Annotated in this window: 25 protein-coding genes and 1 pseudogene; 9 read left to right on the plus strand and 17 right to left on the minus strand. The window is 72.5% G+C overall.

Going from position 1 to position 22,213, the window contains the following annotated elements; all coding sequences use genetic code 11:
* Together Q7T52_RS06195 and Q7T52_RS06200 are read right to left on the minus strand one after the other, a co-directional pair.
* Positions 1-283, minus strand: a pseudogene (locus Q7T52_RS06195) (hypothetical protein); the annotation flags it as partial.
* Positions 283-963: a hypothetical protein gene (locus Q7T52_RS06200; protein ID WP_304800450.1), complete on the minus strand. Its 681-nt coding sequence runs from the start codon at positions 961-963 to the stop codon at positions 283-285. The pseudogene Q7T52_RS06195 and the gene Q7T52_RS06200, both read right to left, overlap by 1 nt.
* Before the next feature lie 99 nt (positions 964-1,062).
* Here Q7T52_RS06200 and Q7T52_RS06205 point away from each other — a divergent pair, with 99 nt between their 5' ends.
* The gene (locus tag Q7T52_RS06205) at positions 1,063-1,308 is read left to right on the plus strand and encodes a helix-turn-helix domain-containing protein (protein WP_304800452.1); all 246 of its coding nucleotides are present in this window, start codon (positions 1,063-1,065) and stop codon (positions 1,306-1,308) included.
* A 9-nt stretch (positions 1,309-1,317) separates the two neighbouring features.
* Here Q7T52_RS06205 and Q7T52_RS06210 read toward each other — a convergent pair whose 3' ends face one another.
* The 3 genes from Q7T52_RS06210 to sigE form a co-directional block, all read right to left on the minus strand.
* Positions 1,318-2,697, minus strand: coding sequence for a trypsin-like peptidase domain-containing protein (locus Q7T52_RS06210; protein ID WP_304800454.1), 1,380 nt, complete (start codon positions 2,695-2,697; stop codon positions 1,318-1,320).
* A 70-nt stretch (positions 2,698-2,767) separates the two neighbouring features.
* Positions 2,768-3,271, minus strand: coding sequence for a zf-HC2 domain-containing protein (locus Q7T52_RS06215; RefSeq protein ID WP_304800456.1), 504 nt, complete (start codon positions 3,269-3,271; stop codon positions 2,768-2,770).
* Complete coding sequence (sigE, locus tag Q7T52_RS06220) at positions 3,268-3,906, minus strand: RNA polymerase sigma factor SigE (protein ID WP_304800458.1); 639 nt, start codon at positions 3,904-3,906, stop codon at positions 3,268-3,270. The genes Q7T52_RS06215 and sigE overlap by 4 nt, the downstream gene beginning before the upstream one ends.
* Before the next feature lie 128 nt (positions 3,907-4,034).
* Here sigE and Q7T52_RS06225 point away from each other — a divergent pair, with 128 nt between their 5' ends.
* The gene (locus Q7T52_RS06225) at positions 4,035-4,700 is read left to right on the plus strand and encodes an O-methyltransferase (RefSeq protein ID WP_304800461.1); all 666 of its coding nucleotides are present in this window, start codon (positions 4,035-4,037) and stop codon (positions 4,698-4,700) included.
* A 122-nt stretch (positions 4,701-4,822) separates the two neighbouring features.
* Here the strand turns inward: Q7T52_RS06225 and Q7T52_RS06230 are convergent, their stop codons facing one another.
* The 3 genes from Q7T52_RS06230 to Q7T52_RS06240 are packed head-to-tail and all read right to left on the minus strand — an operon-like array spanning position 4,823 to position 6,922.
* Positions 4,823-5,161 (minus strand): hypothetical protein, encoded by a 339-nt coding sequence (locus tag Q7T52_RS06230; RefSeq protein ID WP_304800464.1) that lies wholly within the window; start codon positions 5,159-5,161, stop codon positions 4,823-4,825.
* A 1-nt stretch (position 5,162) separates the two neighbouring features.
* Positions 5,163-6,758 (minus strand): M17 family metallopeptidase, encoded by a 1,596-nt coding sequence (locus tag Q7T52_RS06235; RefSeq protein ID WP_304800467.1) that lies wholly within the window; start codon positions 6,756-6,758, stop codon positions 5,163-5,165.
* A complete protein-coding gene (locus Q7T52_RS06240; RefSeq protein WP_091024313.1) occupies positions 6,755-6,922 on the minus strand; it encodes a DUF3117 domain-containing protein in 168 nt (55 codons plus the stop codon). The genes Q7T52_RS06235 and Q7T52_RS06240 overlap by 4 nt, the downstream gene beginning before the upstream one ends.
* A gap of 151 nt (positions 6,923-7,073) precedes the next feature.
* Here Q7T52_RS06240 and Q7T52_RS06245 point away from each other — a divergent pair, with 151 nt between their 5' ends.
* Positions 7,074-7,880: an enoyl-CoA hydratase/isomerase family protein gene (locus tag Q7T52_RS06245; RefSeq protein WP_304800474.1), complete on the plus strand. Its 807-nt coding sequence runs from the start codon at positions 7,074-7,076 to the stop codon at positions 7,878-7,880.
* 732 nt (positions 7,881-8,612) lie between these two features.
* On the opposite strand, the gene Q7T52_RS06250 is transcribed toward Q7T52_RS06245, so the two are convergent.
* From Q7T52_RS06250 to dapE, 5 genes are read right to left on the minus strand one after another with little or no spacing between them, the layout of a single operon-like run.
* Positions 8,613-9,395 carry a M14 family zinc carboxypeptidase gene (locus Q7T52_RS06250; protein ID WP_304800476.1) on the minus strand — a complete coding sequence of 261 codons (783 nt, stop codon included), beginning with the start codon at positions 9,393-9,395 and terminating at the stop codon, positions 8,613-8,615.
* The gene (locus tag Q7T52_RS06255; RefSeq protein WP_304800478.1) at positions 9,395-9,820 is read right to left on the minus strand and encodes a hypothetical protein; all 426 of its coding nucleotides are present in this window, start codon (positions 9,818-9,820) and stop codon (positions 9,395-9,397) included. The genes Q7T52_RS06250 and Q7T52_RS06255 overlap by 1 nt, the downstream gene beginning before the upstream one ends.
* A 13-nt stretch (positions 9,821-9,833) precedes the next feature.
* Entirely contained in the window at positions 9,834-10,214 is a 381-nt protein-coding gene (locus Q7T52_RS06260) for a DivIVA domain-containing protein (protein ID WP_304800480.1), read from the minus strand.
* A complete protein-coding gene (locus Q7T52_RS06265) occupies positions 10,211-10,939 on the minus strand; it encodes a TIGR00730 family Rossman fold protein (RefSeq protein ID WP_304800483.1) in 729 nt (242 codons plus the stop codon). The genes Q7T52_RS06260 and Q7T52_RS06265 overlap by 4 nt, the downstream gene beginning before the upstream one ends.
* Positions 10,936-12,030 (minus strand): succinyl-diaminopimelate desuccinylase, encoded by a 1,095-nt coding sequence (gene dapE, locus Q7T52_RS06270; protein ID WP_304800487.1) that lies wholly within the window; start codon positions 12,028-12,030, stop codon positions 10,936-10,938. The genes Q7T52_RS06265 and dapE overlap by 4 nt, the downstream gene beginning before the upstream one ends.
* Before the next feature lie 175 nt (positions 12,031-12,205).
* Between dapE and Q7T52_RS06275 the strand changes: the two genes are divergently transcribed.
* A complete protein-coding gene (locus Q7T52_RS06275) occupies positions 12,206-12,379 on the plus strand; it encodes a DUF5999 family protein (protein WP_304800489.1) in 174 nt (57 codons plus the stop codon).
* A 17-nt stretch (positions 12,380-12,396) separates the two neighbouring features.
* Here Q7T52_RS06275 and Q7T52_RS06280 read toward each other — a convergent pair whose 3' ends face one another.
* Positions 12,397-13,089: a VOC family protein gene (locus Q7T52_RS06280; RefSeq protein WP_304800491.1), complete on the minus strand. Its 693-nt coding sequence runs from the start codon at positions 13,087-13,089 to the stop codon at positions 12,397-12,399.
* A gap of 123 nt (positions 13,090-13,212) precedes the next feature.
* Between Q7T52_RS06280 and Q7T52_RS06285 the strand changes: the two genes are divergently transcribed.
* Complete coding sequence (locus Q7T52_RS06285) at positions 13,213-13,794, plus strand: hypothetical protein (RefSeq protein WP_304800493.1); 582 nt, start codon at positions 13,213-13,215, stop codon at positions 13,792-13,794.
* 37 nt (positions 13,795-13,831) lie between these two features.
* On the opposite strand, the gene Q7T52_RS06290 is transcribed toward Q7T52_RS06285, so the two are convergent.
* Positions 13,832-14,590: a TetR/AcrR family transcriptional regulator C-terminal domain-containing protein gene (locus Q7T52_RS06290; RefSeq protein ID WP_304800495.1), complete on the minus strand. Its 759-nt coding sequence runs from the start codon at positions 14,588-14,590 to the stop codon at positions 13,832-13,834.
* 90 nt (positions 14,591-14,680) lie between these two features.
* On the opposite strand from Q7T52_RS06290, the gene Q7T52_RS06295 reads away from it, so the two are divergent.
* Positions 14,681-15,514 carry an ATP-binding cassette domain-containing protein gene (locus tag Q7T52_RS06295; RefSeq protein ID WP_304800497.1) on the plus strand — a complete coding sequence of 278 codons (834 nt, stop codon included), beginning with the start codon at positions 14,681-14,683 and terminating at the stop codon, positions 15,512-15,514.
* A complete protein-coding gene (locus Q7T52_RS06300; protein WP_304800499.1) occupies positions 15,511-16,311 on the plus strand; it encodes an ABC transporter permease in 801 nt (266 codons plus the stop codon). The genes Q7T52_RS06295 and Q7T52_RS06300 overlap by 4 nt, the downstream gene beginning before the upstream one ends.
* Before the next feature lie 38 nt (positions 16,312-16,349).
* On the opposite strand, the gene ileS is transcribed toward Q7T52_RS06300, so the two are convergent.
* Positions 16,350-19,577, minus strand: a complete 3,228-nt coding sequence (ileS, locus tag Q7T52_RS06305; RefSeq protein ID WP_304800502.1) for an isoleucine--tRNA ligase — start codon at positions 19,575-19,577, stop codon at positions 16,350-16,352.
* Positions 19,578-19,923: 346 nt separating this feature from the next.
* Between ileS and Q7T52_RS06310 the strand changes: the two genes are divergently transcribed.
* Complete coding sequence (locus tag Q7T52_RS06310; RefSeq protein ID WP_304800504.1) at positions 19,924-20,553, plus strand: PepSY domain-containing protein; 630 nt, start codon at positions 19,924-19,926, stop codon at positions 20,551-20,553.
* 5 nt (positions 20,554-20,558) lie between these two features.
* Here Q7T52_RS06310 and Q7T52_RS06315 read toward each other — a convergent pair whose 3' ends face one another.
* On the minus strand, positions 20,559-20,903 hold the full coding sequence (locus Q7T52_RS06315) for a DNA polymerase ligase N-terminal domain-containing protein (RefSeq protein WP_304800505.1): 345 nt from the start codon (positions 20,901-20,903) through the stop codon (positions 20,559-20,561).
* Between the two features lie 219 nt (positions 20,904-21,122).
* Between Q7T52_RS06315 and Q7T52_RS06320 the strand changes: the two genes are divergently transcribed.
* Positions 21,123-22,213: HNH endonuclease signature motif containing protein (locus Q7T52_RS06320; protein ID WP_304800506.1), on the plus strand; the 1,091-nt coding region annotated here is incomplete at its 3' end.

Raw genomic sequence — 22,213 nt, forward strand, 5'->3', positions numbered from 1 at the left:
CGATGCGCCCGGCGCGGGCCCGGCCGCCCTCGGCCTGGTCGTCTGCGACCACGGCGACCGGGTGGACCCCGTGGCCGGCGAGGCGCGCGACCGCGTCGGCGTCGAGGCCGCGCGACTCGAGACCGAGGACGGCCGCCTGCGCCTGCCCGGACGAGGCCGCCGCCAGCAGGTCGTCGACGTCGACGCACCGCTTGAGCACGACCGTGCCGGAGTGGTCGGCGAGCACGGTGAGGGCCTGCGACTCCCAGGCGGCGCCGGAGGCGACGACCAGGACGACGATCATCAGCTCACCTGGCCCAGCGAGACGACGGGCGTCGTCAGGCTCCCGACCAGCGTGTAGAAGCCCGCCACCTCCTCGGCCGGCACGGCCAGCTCGACCTGCCGGTCGCCGGCCCCGAACTCGTCGGCCGCGCCCGCCGCCACGACGCGCACGCCCTCCAGGACGGGTACGCCGGCCTCGCGCGGCTCCTCCCGGGTGCCGCCGGCGCCCGGGTCGCTCGCCTCGCCGGCGACGTAGACGTGCACCACCGAGCCCGGCCGCACCCCGCTCGGCACCAGCAACGAGCTCACCGCGAGCGAGATCGTCACGGTGTCGGCGTCGTCGGCCGCACCGACCGCCGAGCGCGGCACGAGCTCGCCCGCCCCGAGCCCGTGCGCCAGCGTCAGGTCGTCGGGCAGGTCGGCGCCGACCTCGAAGTAGCGGTCGAGGTCGGCCGCGTCGTCGAACCGCAGCCGCCGGACCTCGAGGTCGTCCTGCGTCAGCTCCTGGCCGGCAGACGCCTCGTCCGCCACCGCCCACACCTGGGCCGTGTCGTCGGCCGACGCGAGCACCCGGGTGCCGACGAGCACGGACGCGGCGACGATCGCGATGCCGACCCACAGCCGGGGGTCGCGCCAACCGGGGGACGTCGAGCGGACGGCGGGCGGCACCTGGCCGCCGGGGGTCCCGAGATTCCTCGCCACGCGGACATCATGGACGTCGAGGGCCGTCCAGGAAACCGTTCATCCACAGGCTCGGAACGGCGGTGACCCGTGGGGCGGGTGAGGTGCGACGATGGACCCATGGCCGGCACCCCGCGCTTCCTCACCCTCGCCGACGTCGCCGAGGTGCTCAACACCTCGAGCGCCCAGGTCTACGCGATGGTGCGTCGAGGCGAGCTCGAGGCCATCAAGATCGGCGGCCGCGGCCAGTGGCGGGTCGAGGCGAGCAAGCTCGAGGACTACATCGCCCGGGCCTACGAGACGACCAGGGAGTTCGTCGACGAGCACCCGTTCGCCGAGGACTCCGTCGACGCCGAGGCCGACTAGCGAGCCCGCTCAGCCCACCTCGCTGTCGAGCTCGACCGTGGTCGTGCGCTCCTCGCCGTCCCTCACGTAGGTGAACTCGAGCCGCTCGCCCGGCTGGTGGGTGCGGATGTTGACGATCAGCGAGATGCCGTCGACGACGCGCTGGCCCTCGACCTCGGTCACGACATCGCCGTCCTCGAGGCCGGCGTCCTCGGCGGGGGTGTCGGCGAGCACCGAGCGCAGCTGGGCGCCGGTGACGCCGCTGGACGCGGCCCCGCCGACCTGCGCGCCGATGACGGGGTAGCGGGCCTGGCCGGTCTTGAGGATCTGGTCGGCGGTGATGCGGACCTGCTCGACCGGGATCGCGAAGCCGACGCCGATGTTGCCGGCCTCACCGTTGGTGGCGCCGCCGCTGGTCGCGATGGCCGAGTTGACCCCGACGACCTGGCCGCGCAGGTTGACCAGCGGGCCACCGGAGTTGCCCGGGTTGATCGCGGCGTCGGTCTGCACGGCGTTGATGTAGGACGTGTCGTCGCTGGCGCTGCCGGTGGAGACGGGCCGGTTGAGGGCGCTGACGATGCCGGCGGTGACGGTGGCGCTGAGGCCCAGCGGCGAGCCGATCGCGACCACGCCGTCGCCGACGCGGAGTCGGCGCGAGGCGCCGAGGGAGGCGGGCTGCAGGTCGGCGTCGTCGGGCAGCTCGAGGACGGCCAGGTCGTAGACGGGGCTGCGGCCCACGATGCGCGCCTCGTAGGAGTTGCCGTCCTGGTCGACGACGCGGACCGGGCCGTTGCTCTCGGCCGCCGACGCTACGACGTGGTTGTTGGTGATCACGTGGCCGGACTTGTCGAGCACGAAGCCCGAGCCGGTCGCACCCTCGTCCTGGCCGTCGAACTCCGCGATGATCTGCACGGTGCTCGGCAGCACCGCGTCAGCCACGGCCGTGACGCCACCGACCTCGACCGGCGGGAGCTCCACGATGTCGTCGTCGGAGAGGCCTTCATAGACGTCGGGGGCGTCGTCGTCGGACGCCTCCTGGTAGATCACGCTGCCGCCGACGCCGCCGAGCAGCCCCACCAGCAGCGCGAGGGCCGCGACCGCGGGCCACAGCCACCGGCTGGGACGACCCCGGTGGCTGGTGGGTTGGGCGACCGAGCCGGTCGAGGGCGGCGTACGGCGGGCGTAGTCGGACCACGGCTGGGCCGGCGCGGACGGCAGCGGACCCGACGGCGGCGCCCACACGGGGGCCTCCGGCTGGTCGACCGGCTGGTCGACCGGCTGGTCGGCGGGCTGACCGAGCGACAGCGGCTGCGTCGCACCCGACTCGGGGGCCTCGTCCGGCCCGGCAGCGGGCCCGGCCGGCTCGGCCGGGTACGCCGGGTCGTGGCGCTCGGGGTCGTGGTCGGTCACCGCACCATCATTGCCTGTCGCTGGTCACGGGACGCCACCCTCCCGGGGATGGCCCGGGCGGTGCGGTGCGTCAGCGGTCGAGCCGCACCGGGGTCTTGGCGGGAGTGCGCGGCGGCACGGGGCTGGGGGTCACGTGGGACACCGGCTGCTGGCGGCGCTCGGGGACCGGGATGTCGGCCGGGGAAGCCGCGCCGAGGGCGAGCACGCCCATGACCGCGGCACCGGCGGCCCCGCCACCGAGGGCGGCGATGCCGGCGATCCCGCGCCGGGAGCGGCTGCGGTTGGTCATCGTCAGGTCGTGCGAGGCACCCATGCCGCCGCCGAGGAAGCAGTCGCCCGGGGGCATCCCGAGCAGGGCGCCCTTGAGGTGGTCGGGGGCGCAGCCGGCCGGGCCGTCGTCGTAGGACAGCGACGAGAGCCGCGTCTTGACGTAGCCCTCGCGCTCGACGTCGTCGCGGCAGGCGTGGCAGGTGTGGACGTGGGCCCAGGCGGCGTCGGCCTCGGCGGGCGGCAGCTGTCCGTCGAGCAGGTCGCTGACCCGCCGGCCGAGGTGGCCTCCGTTGACCATGCTCATCGGGCGTTCCCCTCCCCGACGGTCTCGGGGGTCGGGGTGGGGCCGGAGTAGCGCGCGCGACCCTCGGTCGGGGCGCGGTGGGCCAGGGCGGTGCGCAGCATGGCGCGGCCGCGGTGGATGCGGGAGCGGACCGTGCCGAGCTTGGCGCCGAGGATGCCGGCGATCTCCTCGTAGGTCAGGCCCTCGACGTCGCAGAGCACGACCGCGACGCGGAAGTCGGGCGGCAGGGTGGCCAGGGCGCGCTCGACGTCGTCGTCGAAGGTGCGGTCGGCGTAGGCCGTGTCGGGCGCGGGCGACGGGCTCGAGAGCCGGTCGGCACGCTCGTCGGACAGGGCGTCGAAGCGGATCCGCTGCTTGCGGCGGGCCTGGTCGAGGAAGAGGTTGGTGGTGATGCGGTGCAGCCAGCCCTCGAACGTGCCGGGCGTGTAGGACGACAGCGAGCGGAAGACCCGGACGAAGACCTCCTGCGTGAGGTCCTCGGCGTCGGGGCGGTTGCCGGTCAGGCGGTAGGCGAGGCGGTAGACGCGGTCGGAGTGGCGCTCGACGATCTCGTCCCAGGTCGGGACGCCCTGCTGGGGAGCGGGATCGGTCACGGTCGCCCTTTCCTGGTCGGTACGTCGTCGCGGGCTCGGCATCGGGTGTCCTCGGACGGTAGTGGTCGGGGCTGAGGGTTCGCTGTGAGTCGCCCTCACACAGGCAAGCAACGAGCGACCACCGGCCAGTGTTCCCGGGTCCGAGGGCGTCCGGGCGATAGCGTCGAGCCATGCCGAGCACGCCGACTCCCCCGATCGCCGCGACCTCCTGGACCTTCGCCGAGACCTACGTGGCCGAGGACCACGTCCTCGCCGCCGCGCGCGAGCGGGCCGACGAGGTCGGCGTCACCGCGATCGGCAGCGGCGGCGGGGCCGCGCTGCGGTTCCTCGCGTCGGTGCTCGAGGCCCGCGCGGTCGTCGAGATCGGGACCGGCACCGGTGTCTCCGGGCTGTGGCTGCTCCGCGGGATGCGCCCCGACGGCGTCCTGACGACGGTCGACCTCGAGGCCGAGCACCAGCGGCTGGCGCGGGAGGCCTTCACCGAGGCCGGCTTCGCGCAGCAGCGGGTGCGGACCATTCCGGGCTCCGCGCTCGACGTGCTACCCCGGCTGACCGACGCCCACTACGACATCGTCTTCGCCGACGGCGACAAGACGGAGTACACCGCCTACCTCACCGAGGCCCTGCGCCTGCTCCGCCCCGGCGGCGTCGTGGTCTTCGACAACGCGCTGTGGCACGACAAGGTCGCCGACCCCGCGCAACGCGACGAGCAGACGGTCGCCGTCCGCGACCTCACCCGCGCCGTCTCCGAGCACGAGGGCCTGGTGCCGCTCCTGCTCCCCGTCGGCGACGGCCTGCTCCTCGCCAAGAAGGAGTGGCTGCCCGAGGACGCCTGACCGAGGAACGAGGTCAGGCGTCCTGATGGTGGTCGAGCATCCGGGTCGCCGACGGAGCTTGCTCCGGCGCGAACCGGTGTCGAGACCTGGTGAGGGGCGCACCCAGGCCGATCGACTCGCCGTCAGGCGCGGGCGGCGGGCTGGAACCCGTCCCAGCCCTCGGCGACGGCGACGACCTCGGAGGCCTCGATGAGGACCGGGAGGCTGCCGACGATGCGGGTGCCGGGCGCCTCGGCGGCGCCCTCGGTGAAGGTGCGTTCGAACTCGGCGCGCGCCTCGTCGGACACGAAGACGTAGTGCCCCTCGAACCACTCGCCCGGTCGTACGCGCCAGGTCTTGTAGCGCAGGCCGGCCATGCCGGTGAAGCGGGCGTGGGAGGTCGACTCGACGTAGGAGGCCAGCTCCTCCTCGACCCCGGCCGGGGCGTCCGCCAGCGACCAGCGGATGGTCAGCGACCTCATGTCAGGAGGTCCGGACGCCGGCGAGCGGGTCGGCCGACCCGAGCCAGGTCAGCAGGGCGCGGGCCCCGAAGCCGGTGGGACCGGCGGTCCACTCATAGCTGTCCTCGGGGGCGTCACCGACCGACGCGATGTCGAGGTGGGCCCACGGGACGTCGCCGACGAAGTGCTGGAGGAACAGTGCGGCCATGATCGAGCCGGGACCCGAGGGGCCGTTGTCGGCGTCGGCGACCTTGGAGGCCAGCTTGTCCTCGTAGCCCGCGAAGAGGGGGAACCGCCAGAACGGCTCGCCCGCCGTCTCGCCGGAGTCGAGCAGCGCCTCGGCCAGGGCGTCGTCGGAGGCGAAGAGCCCACCGACCTGCTGACCCAGGGCGACCTTGACGGCGCCGGTCAGGGTCGCGACGTCGACGATGGCGGCCGGCGACAGCTCGGCGACGGCGTAGGCCAGCGCGTCGGCGAGCACCAAGCGTCCCTCGGCGTCGGTGTTGGTGACCTCGGAGGTGCGGCCGCCGTAGTGGCGCAGCACGTCGCCCGGGCGGGTGGCGCTGCCGGAGACGGCGTTCTCGGCCGCGGGCACGAGCCCGACGACCTTGACCGGGCAGCCGACGGCGGCCAGCGCGGCCATCGTCGCGAGGACGACGGCACCGCCGGTCATGTCGCGCTTCATCGCGACCATGCCCTGGGCGGGCTTGATGGAGATGCCGCCGGTGTCGAACGTGATGCCCTTGCCGACCAGCACGACGGTGGGGGTACGACGGTTGCTCTTGGCCGGCGCGTAGTCGAGACGGATCAGCCGAGGCGGCGTCGCCGAGCCCTGGCCGACGCCGATGATGCCGCCGAAGCCCTCGGCGCGCAGCTGCTCGTCGTCCCAGGTGCGGCAGGTGAGCCCGGCCTCGTCGGCCAGCTGCTCGGCCTGCTCGGCCAGCCAGGCGGGGCTCTTGAGGTTGGAGGGCACGGTCGCGAGCGTGCGCGCCCGCCAGCCGGCACCGCCGATCGCGACGGCACGGTCGAGCGCGGCGCGATCGACCTCGTCGGCCGAGGCCGGGAGCCCGGCGAGCACCACCCGGGTGACCGGGACGTGCTCGGGAGGGGCGGAGCGCCAGGCGAAGCCGAACGAGCCGAGCATGACCCCGACGACGAACGACTCGATGCCGCGCTCGGGGTCGAGCGCCGCGATCGTGGTCGCGACGGCGTCGCGGTTGCGGGTGGCACGGGCCACGACGGCCCCCGCACGGCGCAGGTCGACGGGTCGGCCCTGGCCGACGCCGACGAGCAGCACCATCCGGAGGTCGGCGTTGTCGGGGCCGCCCAGCGGCACCGGCACGGTCACGACCTCGCCCACCTCGCCGGTGGCCTGCGCGGCCTCGGCGATGGCCACCAGGTCGAGCCCGAGGTCGTCCGCCAGCTCGGCCGCACCCGGACCGAGCAGCGGCACCGTCGTCTCGCCGTCGTCACCGGGCACGCCCGGGAGGACGGGGAGCGCGACGACGTCCACGCCGGTGAGGGCGTGGAGCGGCTGTCGGGTCAGGGCGACGTCAGGCGGCGAGACCTGGCTCGGCAGGGTCGGCCTGGTGATCGGGGCTGCTGCGCCCGAGGTCACCCGACGACGTTCTTGAGGGCGTCGCCCAGGGCGCCGGCCTCTTCGGCGTTGAGCTCGACCACCAGGCGGCCACCGCCCTCGAGGGGCACGCGCATGACGATGCCTCGACCTTCCTTGGTGACTTCCAGCGGACCGTCGCCTGTCCGCGGCTTCATTGCCGCCATGCGGCACCTCTTCCATGTCGTGCTCGGAGCAGGACGACAGCGCCGTCGCTCATGTGTGAGCCATTATCCCCTATCGAGGTACGCCACCGCACCACTACCGCTCCCTCTCGCCCCGTCGTGTCGCACGCGACCAGTGGCAGACTCCCCTGACATGACTGCCGGACCCACCGACGTACCCGTCCTCCTCGACCTCACCGACGGGGTCGCCACCATCACCCTCAACCGGCCGGACGCGATGAACAGCCTCGACATCGCGACGAAGGAGCTGCTCCTCGAGACAGTCACCCAGGTGGCCGCCGACCCGGCCGCGCGCTGCGTCGTCCTCACCGGCACCGGCCGCGCCTTCTGCACCGGGCAGGACCTCAAGGAGCACATCCAGCTGCTCGACAACGGCGGCAGCGACGCGCTGTTCACCACCGTCGACCAGCACTACAACCCGATCGTCACGGCCCTCGCCGCCATTGAGAAGCCCGTCATCGCGGCCGTCAACGGCGTCGCCGCCGGCGCCGGTGCGTCCCTCGCCTTCGCCTGCGACCTGCGCATCCTGGCCGATACCGCCGGCTTCAACCTGGCCTTCGCCAACGTCGCCCTGTCCTGCGACACCGGCGCGTCCTACCACCTGCCGCTGCTCGTCGGCCGGGCCAAGGCGATGGAGCTGCTCTACTTCCCCCGCACTGTCAAGGCCGCCGAGGCCCTCGAGCTCGGGCTGGCCACGTCCGTCGTCGCCGCCGACTCGTTCGCCGACGAGGTCGCGTCGGTCGCCGCCCGCCTCGCCGCCGGCCCCACCGTCGCCCTCGGCGCCATGCGTCGCTCGGTGTCCTACGCCGCCGGCGTCACCTTCACCGAGGCGCTCGAGCTCGAGAGCGCGATGATGACGAAGACCGGCGCCACCGCCGACCACCGCGCCGCCGTCGCTGCGTTCGTGGCCAAGGAGAAGCCGGTGTTCGAGGGGCGGTGAGGGGTTCGTACGTCGGGATGGGACGGTCTCGCTCGTCCTCGGGTCATTCCGTGTCGGGCTGTCCGCGCGCTTAGCATCCCGGGCCTCCCTGTCAAGGATCGCCTGCGGCGCCCGCTTCGCGGCGCCTTCGGCGTCCGTGACAGCGAGCCTCTCCCGGGATGCTCAGGGCGCAGACAAGGGCGGGCTCCGCCGCGCCCTCGTCAGGCGCGGACAGCCCTCATGTGTCCCAGCCGTCACGCTTGCCCGACGTTTCTCCCGGTTCTCCTACGAAGCTTCGGTGCAGAAGCGGGAGTTTTGTCCAAGAACCTCACCTCGCGGGCTCCCCGACCCAGGCCGGCGGTGCGTCAGCCACCGAACCGGCACCTCGTATCGCCCGGAACGGTGGCTCACGCACCGCCCACCCGGCCCGGCCTGACCCGGCGGTGAGCACGCCACCGAACCGTGCCCTGAGAACGACCGGAACGGTGGCTCACTCACCGCCGGGTCGGGTGGCCACGCAAGCGACGGCGAGCCGAGCTTGCGAGGCCTCGCCGTTGCGCGCCGAGTAGCAGACCGCGAGAGGCTCGGGGTCAAGGATCGCGCAGCGACCGCGTAGCGGCGCCGCAGGCGTCCTTGACGCCGAGACGCGGTCTGCTACGCGCGCGGCCACCCGACCCGGACCACGTGAGGCCCGACGGAAGCGAAAGCCTCGAGGCCCGCCGCGCTCGTATCCAAGCCGACGTACAGGCGCGCTCAGAACCCCGCCGGAGCGAACGACCGCACCCCACGCCCGGCACCGAAGATGCTCAGGATCTGGTCGGGGACGACACGGGTGAGGTGGCGGCGCGAGGGGCTGGCGCCGTACTCGACGGTGAGCGCCGTGCCCTTGAAGTGGTGGTTGAACCAGCCGGTCATGGTGCCGTGGCAGACCCCGCCGCAGTCGAGGGTGCGGGTGGGGAGGCCGAGGGCGCGGGCGACCCGGCGGGCGAAGGCCGGGCGCTTGGTGTCGGTGTCGACGCCGTTGAGCGGCTGGTGGAAGCTGAGCAGCCAGTCGGGGTCGACGTCGCGCAGGAACCGCATGATGGCGCGGGTCTCGGGCTCCGAGGCCGCCTTGCTGCCGGACTCGTAGTTGCCGTCGAGGTCGGCCCAGCGGTAGGGGAAGTTGCGGTTGAGGTCGACGCCGCGGGCGTTGCGTCGCGACCCGGCGGCGAGGCCGTCGGGGTTGTAGACCGGCACCACCCACAGGTCGAGACCGACCACGGTCGGCCCTTGGACCAGCGCGCTCAGGGCCCGGCGGGTGGCGCCCTCGTTGCCGTGCATCGTCGAGAACAGCACGACGGTCTCGACCTTCGGCTGGTCGGGATCGCCGAGGTGGTAGGCCACGATCGGCCGGTCGTCGACCGAGCGGCCCACCACCCGCTTCTCGAACGCCGCCGGCTCGCGCGCGGACGCGACGGCGGCGGGCGAGGTGCGGAGAGGGACGGCCAGCCCGGTGGCGAGCAGCACCAGCACGAGGAGCCGGGAGAGACGCAGCATCAGACCGCCTTGACCAGGTAGGCATAGGTGAACACGACGACGCCGACCACCATGCCGACGTGGCCGAGCACGGAGAGCCCGGGTCCGTTGGACCACGAGTCCTCGACGGCGGCGGTGGCGTGCTTGCCGCGCACCGGCAGCCAGCGCACCAGGATCAGCAGGCCCGCGACGACCACGATCCACCAGAGCACGAGACCGGCGAGGCCGAGCAGCGTCGACGTGGACTCGGAGACGTGGCCGCTGGTGACGAGGAACGCGACCCATGTGACCACGGCGAGGACGCCGGCGACCGTGTGCACCCCGACGGGACCCCGTGCGATCGCCGCGCGGCCCGCCCCGTCGCGGTTGCGGCGCAGCCGGAGCCGGGTGAGCACGACCACGACCGCCGCCAGCGCGGTGAGCACGTGGACGATGACCGGGGACACGCCCGGCAGTGTCTCACCCGGGCGGTACGTCGTCCGGTCGGCTCCCCGTCTCCTTCGCCAGGGTGACGGTCGGGTCGGGGCCGTCAGCCGGCTCGTCAGCAGGACCGACAGCCGGACCGACAGCCGGATCCACCGGCGGCTGCCACGCCTGGTCGGCCTCCATCTCGCTGGCGAGCCGCGAGAGCAGGGCGTCGACCTCCGACATCCGGTAGCCACGGAAGGTGATCGAGAAGCGCACCCGGCGCAGGTCGTGCGGACCGAGGTCGCCGTCGGCGGGGACGAGCGCGTCGGGGCGGTCGTCGTACTCGTCGACCATCGGGGCACCGCGCCCCGAGGCCACCAGGGCGATGCCGCCCATGGCGAGCACGACGACGACGGCGAAGAACCAGGTCACGAGTCCTCCTCCCGCGCGGCGACCATCAGGGCCACCGCCTCGTCGACGTCGTCGGTGAGGACCAGGCGGTCGAGGTCGCTCTCGGAGATCTTGCCGTCGGCGAGCACGGTCTCGCGCAGCCAGGCGAGCAGCCCCGACCAGTAAGCGACGCCGATCAGCACGACGGGGAACGCGGTGACCTTCTGCGTCTGCGCCAGGGTCAGGGCCTCGAACATCTCGTCGAGGGTGCCGAGACCGCCGGGCAGCACGACGAAGCCCTGGCTGTACTTGACGAACATCGTCTTGCGGACGAAGAAGTAGCGGAAGTTGATCCCGACGTCGACCCACTCGTTGAGCCCGGACTCGAAGGGCAGCTCGATGCCGAGCCCCACGCTCATCCCGCCGGCCTCGCAGGCACCCTTGTTGGCCGCCTCCATCGCACCGGGGCCGCCGCCGGTGATGACGGCGAAGCCGGCCTCGACGAGCTTGCGGCCGGCCTCCTCCCCCTGGGCGTACGACGGGTGGTCGGCCGGGGTGCGGGCGGAGCCGAAGACGCACACCGCCGGACCGAGGGCCGCGAGCGAGCCGAAGCCCTCGACGAACTCGGCCTGGATGCGGAGCACCCGCCACGGGTCGGCGTGGACCCAGTCGCTCGGGCCGCGGGTGTCGAGCAGCCGCTGGTCGGTGGTGGTGCCGTCGACCTGCGCGCGGCGCTGGATGACCGGCCCCTTGGCCTTGGACTTCATCGCTCCCCCTCCTCGGCCGGCTGGTCGGTGCCGCCCAGCCAGGTGCGCAGCACGCGCTCGCAGTGCTCGATCTGGGCGACCGGCACGAACTCCTCCTGCTTGTGGGCCAGCATCGGGTCACCGGGGCCGAAGTTGACGGCGGGCACGCCGAGGACGGTGAAGCGGGCGACGTCGGTCCAGCCGAACTTGGGGTTGACCTGTCCCCCGACGGCCTCGACGAACTGCTTCGCCGCCGGCCGGTCGAGACCGGGGAGGGCGCCGGGCGCGGTGTCGGTGAGGCGGACGTCGTAGCCGTCGAAGAAGTCGCGGACGAACGCCTCGGCGTCGGCCTCGCTGCGGTCGGGGGCGAAGCGGAAGTTGACCTCGACCACGCACTCGTCGGGGATCACGTTGCCGGCGACGCCGCCGTGGATCGAGACGGCGTTGAGGCCCTCGTGGTACTCCAGCCCGTCGATGACCGGACGCCGCGCCTCGTAGCCCTGCAGCCGGACGAGCACGTCGGCGACGCCGTGGATCGCGTTGACGCCCTTCCACGAGCGGGCCGAGTGGGCGCGCTCGCCGGTGGTGCGGACCTCGACCCGCAGGGTGCCCTGGCAGCCGGCCTCGACCACCGCGTCGGAGGGCTCCATCAGGATCGCGAAGTCGGCGGCGAGCAGCTCGGGGTCGCTCTGCGAGAGCTTGTTGAGGCCGTTGAACTCCGAGTCGATCTCCTCGGACTCGTAGAGCACGTAGGTCACGTCGCGCTCCGGCTCGGGGACGGTCGCGGCCAGCCGCAGGATGACCGCGTCGCCGCCCTTCATGTCGCACGTCCCGAGGCCGTGCAGCAGGCCGGTCTCCTCGTCGAGGCGGCTCGGCAGGTTGGCGTTGAGCGGGACCGTGTCGAGGTGCCCGGCGATGACCACGCGCTCGGCACGCCCGAGGTCGGTGCGGGCCACGACGGTGTTGCCGCGACGGGAGACGGTCAGGTGGGTCAACGGGGTGAGCGCGGCCTCGACGGCGTCGGCGATGGCCTGCTCGTCCTGGCTGACCGACTCGATGTCGACGAGCTGTCGGGTCAGGGTGACGGCGTCGGCGGAGAGGTCGAGGGGCACGACGCGTAGTCAACCAGCCGGTGTCGACGGACCGTCGCCGCCCTGTTCTCCACAGATCACGCAAAACGGCTGCGGAAACGTCCGGGGAGGCGTTCCATGGGGGTATCGCTTGAACGATCCAATCCGTCGGACCCCGCCACCTGCACGAGGTCCCCCACCGGCAAGGAGCACGCCGATGTGCAACCACTCGCCCGCCTGTCCCGACACCACCTCCACCGCCTGCTGCTCGGCCCACGTCGTGGCCGACCACAGCGAGCAGGGCTGGTGCCGGCTGTGCAACGGCGTCATCCTCTTCGACGACGGCGGCTACCTGACCCCCGACGGCCGCGCGCTCACGCTCGCCGGCTGACGCTCGCCGGCTGACGCTCAACCCGGCGGGAACACGCAGAACTCGTTGCCCTCGGGGTCGGCGAGCACCGTCCAGCTCGGCTGCTTCCAGAGGAACGTCGCCCCGTGCGACCGCAGCTCGTCGACGCTTCCGACGACGTCCCAGTGCACCCGGTTGGGCTCGGTCCGCGGCTCGGGGACCGCGTTGAAGTCGAGGGTCATCCGGTCGTCGACGGCGACGCCGGTGAGGGTCCACCAGTCGTCGCCCTCCTCGCCCTCGTGGGTCGGCTCGACGCCGAACCGCTCGCCCCACCAGCGGGCCTGGGCCGCCGGGTCGACGCAGTCGACCCCGATCCCGTGGATGCGGTAGTCGGGGACCGCGTCGGGCGCCCGTACGAAGGCGCAGAACTCGTTGTCCTCGGGGTCGGCCATCAGCGTCCACCCGAGGCCGGTCTCCGCTGACGGCGCCAGCACCCGCGCGCCGAGGGCGACCAGCTCGTCGACCGAGCCGCAGTCGATGTCGAGGTGGACCCGGTTCTTGACGCGGTGGGGCCGGTCGACGCGGTTGACCCACAGCATGTGTCGCGGCGTGGGCCCCTCGAGGCGCCGGTGCACGACGGGACCGGCGACACCGAGCCCGCTCACCGCCGCCCAGAACCGCGACTGGGCGCCGACGTCGAGCGCGTCGATGCAGAGGTCCTGCCAGGTCACGATGCCGTCACCGCGGGTCATGGTCGTGATTCTCGCAGGGTCGGGGTTTGGGGGTCGATCCCTCATGCGCGGGGGGTGTCCGAGCGACGAGGGTCGGGTCACCGGGGCCGCGACGGAGCGGCTCCCATCCCCGAAGGACACACCGTGAACCGCAGCATCCGCCTCGTCCCCGCCCTCCTCCTCGCCGTCGCCGTCGTCACGGTGTCGGTCGCCGGCTCGGCCAGCGCCGCCAAGCTGATCACCGGCCAGCAGATCAAGGACGGCACCGTGGCGAGCGTCGACGTCAAGAACGGCAGCCTCACCCGCGGCGACCTCCGGCCGCAGTCGCGGACCGCGGTCGTCGTCGACCTCGACGACTCGACCGGCATCGAGGTCCCGGCCTGCGCCGACACCGCCCTGGCCACGTGCCCGGTCCTGCTGAGCGTCCCGATCGTCCCCGGCACCCAGCTCGTCACCGCCTCCGGCGTGCTCGACAACACCAACGCCACCGTCCCCGGCATCAGCAACCGCTGCGGTCTCGTCCAGGGCGGCGAGGTGCTCACCGAGGCCCGCTTCGCTCTGGCCCCCAACGCCCAGCCCGGCGAGCTCTCGTCCTTCACGCTCCAGCAGGTCGTCACGGTGCCCGACGCCTCGCTCCCGGTCAGCCTGCGCTGCACCGAGCTGCTCCCCGGCGAGGCCCTCCGCCTCAACGACCCGCGGCTGACCTCGGTCCGCACCGGCTTCTGACCCCCCTCACGCTGACCCGTCGTAGATCTACGACGGGTCAGCGTGATTTTTCGCGGTCCAGGTGGACGAGGAGACCGTCGACGATGCGGGCGAGGCCGAAGCGGAACTGGCGGTCGGGGTCGGTCGCCGCCTGGTAGAGCTCGCCCGCCGCCTGCCCGACCCGGCCGGCCAGCGGGTAGTCGCGCCCGGCCATCGCCTCCCCCAGCGCGTCGGCGTTGGCCTCCCACCACTGCAGCTCGGTCAGGCCGGAACGGCGCTCGGCGGCGCGCACCTCCTGCACGGCGCGGGCCGTCGTCGCCGCGATCCCGTCGAGCAGCGCGACGGTCTGGTCCATCTCGACGTCGCCCAGCCCGAGGCCGTCGACGGCCGTCAGCTGCCACTCGTAGCGGTCGGCCGCGTGCGGCCCGAGCCAGGCGCGCAGGCCGGCGACCTCGAGCAGCCACGGGTGGGCGAGGTAGTCGGCGAGCGCGGTCTCGGCCACCAGCTCCAGGCGCCGTCGTACGTCGGCGGGGAGGGTCGGGCGGTCGCCGCGGCCGAGGACCTGGTCGACCATGAGCACGACGAGCTCGTCGCGACCCGGGACGTAGGTGTAGAGCGACATCGCGCCCAGCCCGAGGCGCTGGGCCAGCCCGCGCATCGACAGCGCGGCGAGGCCCTCGGTGTCGGCGACCTCGACGCCGGCGTCGACGACCTCGTCGACGCTGACCTTCTGCTTGGGCCCGCGCTTCGGGGCCGCGGCGGGCTGGTCCACGAGCCCGCGCCAGAGGAGCGGCAGCATCGGGTCCGGGTCGGTCACCGGCCCACCCTAACTTTCCCGTACGGCGTACGGAACAAATGGTACGGTCCGCACGTTCATCCTCGTACAACGTACGGAATTGGAGTACCGATGACCCCACCCCTCCTCGCCCGCGGCCTGCGCAAGCGGTACGGCGCCACCACCGCCCTCGACGGGCTCGACCTCGAGGTCGCCGCTGGCCACGTGCACGCGCTGCTCGGCCCCAACGGCGCCGGCAAGAGCACGGCCGTGCGCATCTTCGCCACCCTGACCCGCCTCGACGAGGGCGAGGTGCTCGTCGCCGGCCACGACGTGCGCCGGCGCCCCAAGGAGGTGCGCCGCGCCATCGGCCTGGTCGGCCAGGCCACCGCCGTCGACGAGGTGCTCCACGGCCAGGAGAACCTCGAGCTGTTCGGACGCCTGCTCGGCCTGCACCGACCCGCCGCCCGGGCCCGGGCCGACGAGCTGCTCGAGCGGTTCGGCCTCACCGAGGCCGCCCGCCGACCGGTGGCGACCTACTCCGGCGGGATGCGACGCCGCCTCGACATCGCCGCCGGCCTGCTGCTGACCCCGACGCTGCTCTTCCTCGACGAGCCCACGACCGGCCTCGACCCCCGCGGACGCGCGGAGGTCTGGTCGATGGTGCGCGACGTCGTTGCCACCGGGACGACCGTGCTGCTGACGACGCAGCACCTCGACGAGGCCGACCGCCTCGCCGACCGGATCACCGTCATCGGCGCTGGCCGCGTGATCGCCGAGGGCATCGCTGCGAAGCTCAAGAGCCGCCTCGGCGGCGACCAGCCCGTCCTCACCCTGGCCCCGGGCGCCGACGTCGAGTCGGCGCGACGTGCCCTGACCGACGCCGGGATCGACGACGTCGAGGTCGGCCTGCGCCAGCCCAGCCTCGACGACGTCTTCCTGCACCTCACCGAGGGAGCAGCATGACGACCCTCCTCGCCGCCACCCGCGAGAGCTGGCTGCTCACCGAGCGCGACCTGCGGCACTGGCGCCGCGAGCCCTGGACCCCGGTGTTCGGCGTCGCCTTCTCGGTGATGCTGGTGCTCGTCTTCGGCTACCTGTTCGGTGGCGCGGTGGAGCTGCCCGGCGGCGGTGACTACCTCGCCTACCTGCTGCCCGGGATGTTCGCGCTGTCGATGATGTTCGGGATCGAGACCACGATGGCCGCGATGACCGCCGACGCCCGCAAGGGCATCACCGACCGGTTCCGGTCGCTGCCGATGAGCGGGGTCGCCGTGCCCCTCGGCCGTGCCGGCGCCGACCTCCTCAGCTCGGCCCTCCAGCTCGCCGTGCTCATGGTCGGCGGGCTGCTCGTCGGCTGGCGCGTCGACGGCGGCGCGGGTGCGGTCGTCGTCGGCGTCGCCCTGCTGCTCTGGCTGCGCCTGGCCGTGCTGTGGGTCGGGGTGTTCCTCGGCCTGACCTTCCGCGTCGAGGGTGCCCTGATGGCGGTCCAGGTCCTGGTCTGGCCGGTCGGCTTCCTGTCCGGCGTCATCGTCCCGCCCGAGACGATGCCGTCGTGGCTGGCCGCGCTCGCCGACCTCAACCCGGTCTCGGCCACCGCGGCGGCCTGTCGCGACCTGTTCGGCAACCCGACCGGCACCACCCCGTCGACCGGCGGCCTGCTCGCCGACCACGCCCTCCTGCTCGCCCTGGCCTGGCCTGCGGTTTTCATCGCGGTCTTCGTGCCCCTCTCGGCCCGCGCCTACCGCCGCCTCGGCGCCTGAACGCTGATCCGTCGCGTGGACGCGACGGGTCAGCGTGGTCAGGACCTGGTGACGGTGATGGCGACCTGCTCGCCGTCGCCGAGGGTGGCGCCGGACGGGTCGGCCGTGCCGACGACCATCTCGTACGACGTCGTGAGCGTCTCGCCGGTGACGAGGGCCTCGTGGTCGCGGACCGCGTCGGCGACGGCCTGGCTGCCGGTCACCACCAGCGCGATCCGGTCCGAGACGTCGAGGCCGGCGTCGCGCCGGGCCTGCTGGACGGCACGCACCAGGTCGCGGGCGAGTCCCTCGGCGGCGAGCTCGGGGGTGACCGCGGTGTCGAGCACCACGAAGCCACCACCGGGCAGCACGCCCACGGCAGCCGACGCGTCGGAGGACCCGGCGACCGTGTCGAGGGTGTACTCCCCCTCGACCAGCGCGAGACCACCGGCGGTGACGGTGCCGTCGTCGGCGACCGACCAGTCCCCCGACTTCGAGCCCTTGATCGCGACCTGGACCTCGCGGCCCAGGCGCGGACCCGCGGCGCGAGCGTTGACGGTGAGCTTCTGCTCGACGCCGTAGGCCGCCGCCTCGTCGCTGTCGGCGGCCAGCAGCCGCACGGCCTTGACGTTGACCTCGTCGGCCACGATCGACTCGAATCCCTGCAGGGACTGGGGATCCGCGACCACGACGGTCAGCACGGACAGCGGCAGCCGGTTGCGCAGCGACGCCGCCTTGCGCAGCGCCGAGGTCGCCGAGCAGACCTCACGCACCTGGTCCATCGCCGCGACGAGGGCGTCGTCGGCCGGCAGGGTCGACACGTCGGGCCAGTCGGTGAGGTGCACCGACCGGCCTCCGGTCAGACCCTGCCAGACCTCCTCGGTCGTCAGCGGCAGCAGCGGGGCCGTGACGCGGCAGACCGTCTCGAGCACGGAGTGCAGCGTCGCGAACGCCTCGGTGTCCTCGTCGAAGAAGCGACCGCGCGAACGCCGGATGTACCAGTTGGTCAGGACGTCGAGGAAGCCGCGCGTGGCGTCGCACGCCTCGGCGACGGCGTAGTCGTCGAGGGCGGTGGTCATCTCCTCGACGTACTGGCGGCACTTGGCCAGCACGTAGCGGTCCAGCAGGTTCGTCGACGCGGTCGACCCGACGACGTCGGCACCGGCCGCGTTGGCGTAGAGCTGGAGGAAGTACCAGCTGTTCCAGAGCGGGATCATCACCTGGCGCACCGAGTCGCGGATGCCCTGCTCGGTGACGACGAGGTTGCCGCCGCGCAGGATCGGGCTCGACATCAGGAACCAGCGCATCGCGTCGGCGCCGTCGCGGTCGAAGACCTCGCTGACGTCGGGGTAGTTGCGCAGCGACTTGCTCATCTTGTTGCCGTCGCTGCCGAGCACGATGCCGTGGCTGATGCAGTTCTGGAACGCCGGCTTGTCGAAGATCGCGCTGGCCAGGATGTGCAGCGTGTAGAACCAGCCGCGGGTCTGGCCGATGTACTCGACGATGAAGTCGGCCGGGAAGTGGTCCTTGAACCAGCCCTCGTTCTCGAACGGGTAGTGCACCTGGGCATAGCTCATCGAGCCCGAGTCGAACCACACGTCGAGCACGTCGGTCACGCGGCGCATCGTCGACCGCCCGGTCGGGTCGTCGGGGTTGGGCCGCGTGAGCTCGTCGACGAACGGCCGGTGCAGGTCGCGCTCGCCGTCCTTGTTGGTCGGCACCCGGCCGAAGTCGCGCTCGAGCTCGGCGAAGGAGCCGTAGACGTCGACGCGAGGGTAGGCCGCGTCGTCGCTCACCCAGACCGGCACCGGGCTGCCCCAGAACCGGTTGCGCGTGATCGACCAGTCGCGGGCGTTCTCGAGCCACTTGCCGAACTGGCCGTCCTGGATGTGGTCGGGCACCCAGTTGATCTGCTGGTTGAGCTCGAGCATCCGGTCCTTGAACGCCGTCACCTCGACGAACCACGACGAGACGCCCTTGTAGATCAGGGGCTCGCGGCAGCGCCAGCAGTGCGGGTAGGAGTGGTCGTAGGTCTCGCGGCGCAGCAGGATCGTGCCCGGGCTGACCGACGCGGCGGCCTCGCCGCGCGTGGCCGCCTTGAGGTCGTCGATGATCTGCAGGTTGGCGTCGAAGACGAGCAACCCGGCGTAGTCGTCGACCGGGGCGGTGAACTTGCCGTCCTTGCCCACCGGCATGACGGCCTCGATGCCCTCGCGGTCGGTGACCTCCTTGTCGACCTCACCGAAGGCGCCGGCGGTGTGCACCAGGCCGACACCGTCGGTCGTCGTCACCGCGTCGTCGGCCGCGACGACGCGGAACGCGTTGGCGTGGCCCGCGAAGTAGGTGAATGGCGGCACGTAGGTGCTGCCGACCAGCTCAGCACCGGTGTGCCGCGCGACGACGGTCGGTTCGTCACCCAGCTCGCGGGAGTACGCCGCCAGCCGCGCCTCGGCGATGAGGAAGCGAGCAGTGCTCTCGGTGCCGGGCACGGGAGCCTCGACGACGACGTAGGTGATCTCGGAGCCGACCATGATGGCCAGGTTGGACGGCAGGGTCCACGGCGTCGTCGTCCACACCAGCGCGTGCGCGCCCTCGGCCGGACCGCTGGTCAGGCGCAGGCCGACGGTGACCGCCGGGTCCTGCCGGTTCTGGTAGACGTCGTCGTCCATCCGCAGCTCGTGGTTGGACAGCGGCGTCTCGTCGTTCCAGCAGTAGGGCAGCACGCGGAAGCCCTCGTAGACGTAGCCCTTGTCGTGCAGCTGCTTGAACGCCCACATGACCGACTCCATGTAGTCGGGGTTCATGGTGCGGTAGTCGTTGTCGAAGTCGACCCAGCGCGCCTGGCGGGTGACGTAGTCGCGCCACTCGCCGGTGTACTTCATCACCGAGTCGCGGCAGAGCTCGTTGAACTTCTCGATGCCGAGCTCGAGGATCTCGTCGGTCGTCTTGATGCCGGCCAGCCGCATCGCCTCGAGCTCGGCCGGGAGCCCGTGGGTGTCCCAGCCGAACCGGCGCTCGACCCGGCGCCCGCGCATGGTCTGGTAGCGCGGGACGACGTCCTTGACGTAGCCGGTGAGCAGGTGGCCGTAGTGGGGCAGGCCGTTGGCGAAGGGCGGTCCGTCGTAGAACACGAACTCGTTGCTGCCGTCGTCACCCGCCTCGCGCTGGTCGACGCTCGCCTGGAAGGTGCCGTCCTGCTGCCAGAAGTCGAGCACCCGCTCCTCGATCTCGGGGAACCGCGGGCTCGACGGGACGCGTCGGTCGGGGTCGTTGGCGGGGTAGGGCATCGTGGGCTCCTGCGGTGGGGTACGTCGTCAGCTCGTGTCTCACGAGGACGACCCCGGGGGAACGGGACCGCGGTACCACCTCGGTTGCCGCCGTCCGGGGACGACGACCACTTCATCGGGTTCCGGTTCTAGTGAGGTGCCCGCTGGCGTGCGGGACCGGTTCTTCCGGAGGCTTGCCGCTGATGACGGCTCGAGCGCCTGTGCTCCCAGGGTAGTGACCCGCCCTCGATCGTCCCAATCAGTTCCCTTTGCCTGCCCTTGAGGTCTGTTTCGCGTGCCGTTGAGCGGCCCTCGCGCACGCTGACGACGTACTGATCGAGACACCCCGACCGTCACGGAGAAACCCATGAACGCCCGCCGCACCCGCACCGCCCTGCTCGCCCTCGTGAGTGCCCCCCTCGTCCTCACCCTCGTCGCCTGCGGCGGCGACGACTCCTCGTCCACCGACAGCACGCCGGCCGCGTCGACGGCGTCCTCCACCTCGTCCGCCGCAGCCGGCACGACGACCCCGGCCGCGCCGGACACCACGGCCGCGCCCGTCGGCGACGACGCCCTCGCCGCTGCCGCCGCGACCGCGCTCGGCGAGGTCGACGGCACCGTCTTCTCGATCGACCTCGACAACGGTGCCTGGGACGTCAGCGTGGTGGCGCCCGACGGCACCGAGTCCGACCTGACGGTCAGTGCCGACGGCACCCAGGTCACCCGCGGACCGGTCGTCGACACCGATGACAGCGACGACACCGACGACCTCGCCGAGCGCCGCACGCTGCTGCAGGACGCCACCGTCACCTACGACGCCGCGCTCGCCACCGCCCGCACCGAGGTCCCCGGCGGCACGGTCGACGGCCTCGACCTCGAGCTCGACGACGGCCAGGCCACCTGGGACGTCCAGCTCGACGAGAACACCGCCGACGAGCAGACCGTCGTCGTCGACGCGGTCACCGGCGAGGTGCTCCGGGTCGAGCGTGACGACTGATCCCGTCAGGGCTGCTGCTTGACCAGGTGCAGCAGCCAGTCGCGACCGGTGTCGATCAGCGCGTACCGCCGTACGCCGTCCTGCCCGTTGAGGTCGAACACGAACCGCCGGTCGCTGCGGTCGACCAGCGCCCAGGTGCCGTGGTCGGCGATGCTCTTGTGCTCGTCGGTGTACGTCGCGTGCTCGAGGTCGTGGTCGGCCACCGCGACCGCCAGCCGGTCGTGCCGACTGTCGGTCGGCATCCCCTTCGGTACCGCCCACGACCGCAGCACCCCGTCCTCCTCGAGCCGCAGGTCGAAGTGGGGACGGGGCTTGCGGTGGTCGTGCAGCACGAAGACCGGCTCAGCCATGACCCCATGGTGCACCGACCGCAGCCGAACCGCAGCGGCGTCGGTACGCCGGACGCCACCCCACGGTGATCGAGCCGACGGGCCGGCTACGGCCCGGCGTGTCGAGATCCCCGCAGCCGGTATGCCGGACCGGGCCACTGGTTGAGAAAGGCGGCCGGGGCCTAACAGCCGCCTCGAACGTACCAGCGAATTGTCGGTGGCGACCTCTAGAATCAGACCATGCCCAGCACCCACCGGACCACCCAGACCACGAGCAGCGACCCGCTGCTCGAGTCGGTCCGAGGCGCCTGCCTGGAGATCAGTCGCGACGAGGTCAACAAGCTCAACGCCGTCCTCGACTGGGCCGCCGCCCACACCGCTGGCGACACCGAGGCCGCTGAGCTCCACGACTGGAACGACGAACCGCCCCTGCAGCTCGCCGGCGTCGGTGCACCCGTGGTCGCCGAGTACGCCGCCCTCGACCTCGCGCTGTCCATCGGCCGTACTTCCGACAGTGGTCTGGCCTACCTCGGCAGGGCCCTCGAGCTTCGCTACCGGCTCCCGCGGATCTACGCCCGCGTCGTGAAGCTCGAGATCCCCGTCTGGCTGGCCTTCCGGGTTGCCGACCAGACCAGGTCACTGTCGATGGAGGGCGCTGCTGCGGTCGATAAGGCCTTGGCCCCTTTCCTCCACTCCTGCGCGTTCACCCAGATCGACCGGGCCGTGGACGCCGCGCGCGACGAGCACGACCCCCTCGAGGCCGAACGCCGCCGCCAGGCTGCGGCCGAAGGCCGGCACGCCGATGTCTACCTCGACGCCGCTTCCACCGCCGGGACCGTCGAGGTCTCCGCGACTCTCGACCTCGCCGACGCCGTCGACCTCGAAGCCGCCCTGAAGTCCGGTGCCCAGCAGTTGGCTGACCTCGGGTCCACCGAGACGTTGGACGTGCGCCGCTCCCAGGCGCTGGGTGAGATGGGCCGCCACCAGCTCGCGCTCGACCTCGAGTTCTCCGAGACGACGGGTGGGACGGGACGTGGGGTGACGCTCTACGTGCACCTCGACGGAGACAACCCGGATGTGCCGGGGTTCGTGGACAACACCTGGTCCCCGGTCCTGATCGAACAGGTCCGCCAGTGGTGCCAGACCGCGGGCACCAAGGTGACGGTCAAGCCAGTCATCGACCTCAACACCAACCTCTCGACCGAGGCCTACCGCCCGACCGAGGCCATCCGCGAGCAGGTCCGCCTCAGGGACGGGACGTGTGTGTTCCCGGGCTGCCACCGCCGTCACGTCGACCTCGACCACATCGTCCCGTTCGACGCAGGCGGCCC

The sequence above is a fragment of the Nocardioides sp. genome (assembly GCF_030655615.1).
Lineage (GTDB): Bacteria > Actinomycetota > Actinomycetes > Propionibacteriales > Nocardioidaceae > Nocardioides.

Excerpts from the sequence above, each read along its gene's own strand:
- Q7T52_RS06230 (WP_304800464.1), bottom strand. The coding sequence starts at position 5,161 with ATGAGGTCGCTGACCATCCGCTGGTCGCTGGCGGACGCCCCGGCCGGG.
- Q7T52_RS06245 (WP_304800474.1), top strand. The coding sequence starts at position 7,074 with ATGACTGCCGGACCCACCGACGTACCCGTCCTCCTCGACCTCACCGAC.
- Q7T52_RS06310 (WP_304800504.1), top strand. The coding sequence starts at position 19,924 with ATGAACGCCCGCCGCACCCGCACCGCCCTGCTCGCCCTCGTGAGTGCC.
- Q7T52_RS06205 (WP_304800452.1), top strand. The coding sequence starts at position 1,063 with ATGGCCGGCACCCCGCGCTTCCTCACCCTCGCCGACGTCGCCGAGGTG.
- ileS (WP_304800502.1), bottom strand. The coding sequence starts at position 19,577 with ATGCCCTACCCCGCCAACGACCCCGACCGACGCGTCCCGTCGAGCCCG.
- Q7T52_RS06315 (WP_304800505.1), bottom strand. The coding sequence starts at position 20,903 with ATGGCTGAGCCGGTCTTCGTGCTGCACGACCACCGCAAGCCCCGTCCC.
- Q7T52_RS06275 (WP_304800489.1), top strand. The coding sequence starts at position 12,206 with ATGTGCAACCACTCGCCCGCCTGTCCCGACACCACCTCCACCGCCTGC.
- Q7T52_RS06250 (WP_304800476.1), bottom strand. The coding sequence starts at position 9,395 with ATGCTGCGTCTCTCCCGGCTCCTCGTGCTGGTGCTGCTCGCCACCGGG.
- Q7T52_RS06265 (WP_304800483.1), bottom strand. The coding sequence starts at position 10,939 with ATGAAGTCCAAGGCCAAGGGGCCGGTCATCCAGCGCCGCGCGCAGGTC.
- Q7T52_RS06225 (WP_304800461.1), top strand. The coding sequence starts at position 4,035 with ATGCCGAGCACGCCGACTCCCCCGATCGCCGCGACCTCCTGGACCTTC.
- Q7T52_RS06280 (WP_304800491.1), bottom strand. The coding sequence starts at position 13,089 with ATGACCCGCGGTGACGGCATCGTGACCTGGCAGGACCTCTGCATCGAC.
- Q7T52_RS06215 (WP_304800456.1), bottom strand. The coding sequence starts at position 3,271 with ATGAGCATGGTCAACGGAGGCCACCTCGGCCGGCGGGTCAGCGACCTG.
- Q7T52_RS06240 (WP_091024313.1), bottom strand. The coding sequence starts at position 6,922 with ATGGCGGCAATGAAGCCGCGGACAGGCGACGGTCCGCTGGAAGTCACC.
- Q7T52_RS06300 (WP_304800499.1), top strand. The coding sequence starts at position 15,511 with ATGACGACCCTCCTCGCCGCCACCCGCGAGAGCTGGCTGCTCACCGAG.
- sigE (WP_304800458.1), bottom strand. The coding sequence starts at position 3,906 with ATGCCGAGCCCGCGACGACGTACCGACCAGGAAAGGGCGACCGTGACC.
- Q7T52_RS06295 (WP_304800497.1), top strand. The coding sequence starts at position 14,681 with ATGACCCCACCCCTCCTCGCCCGCGGCCTGCGCAAGCGGTACGGCGCC.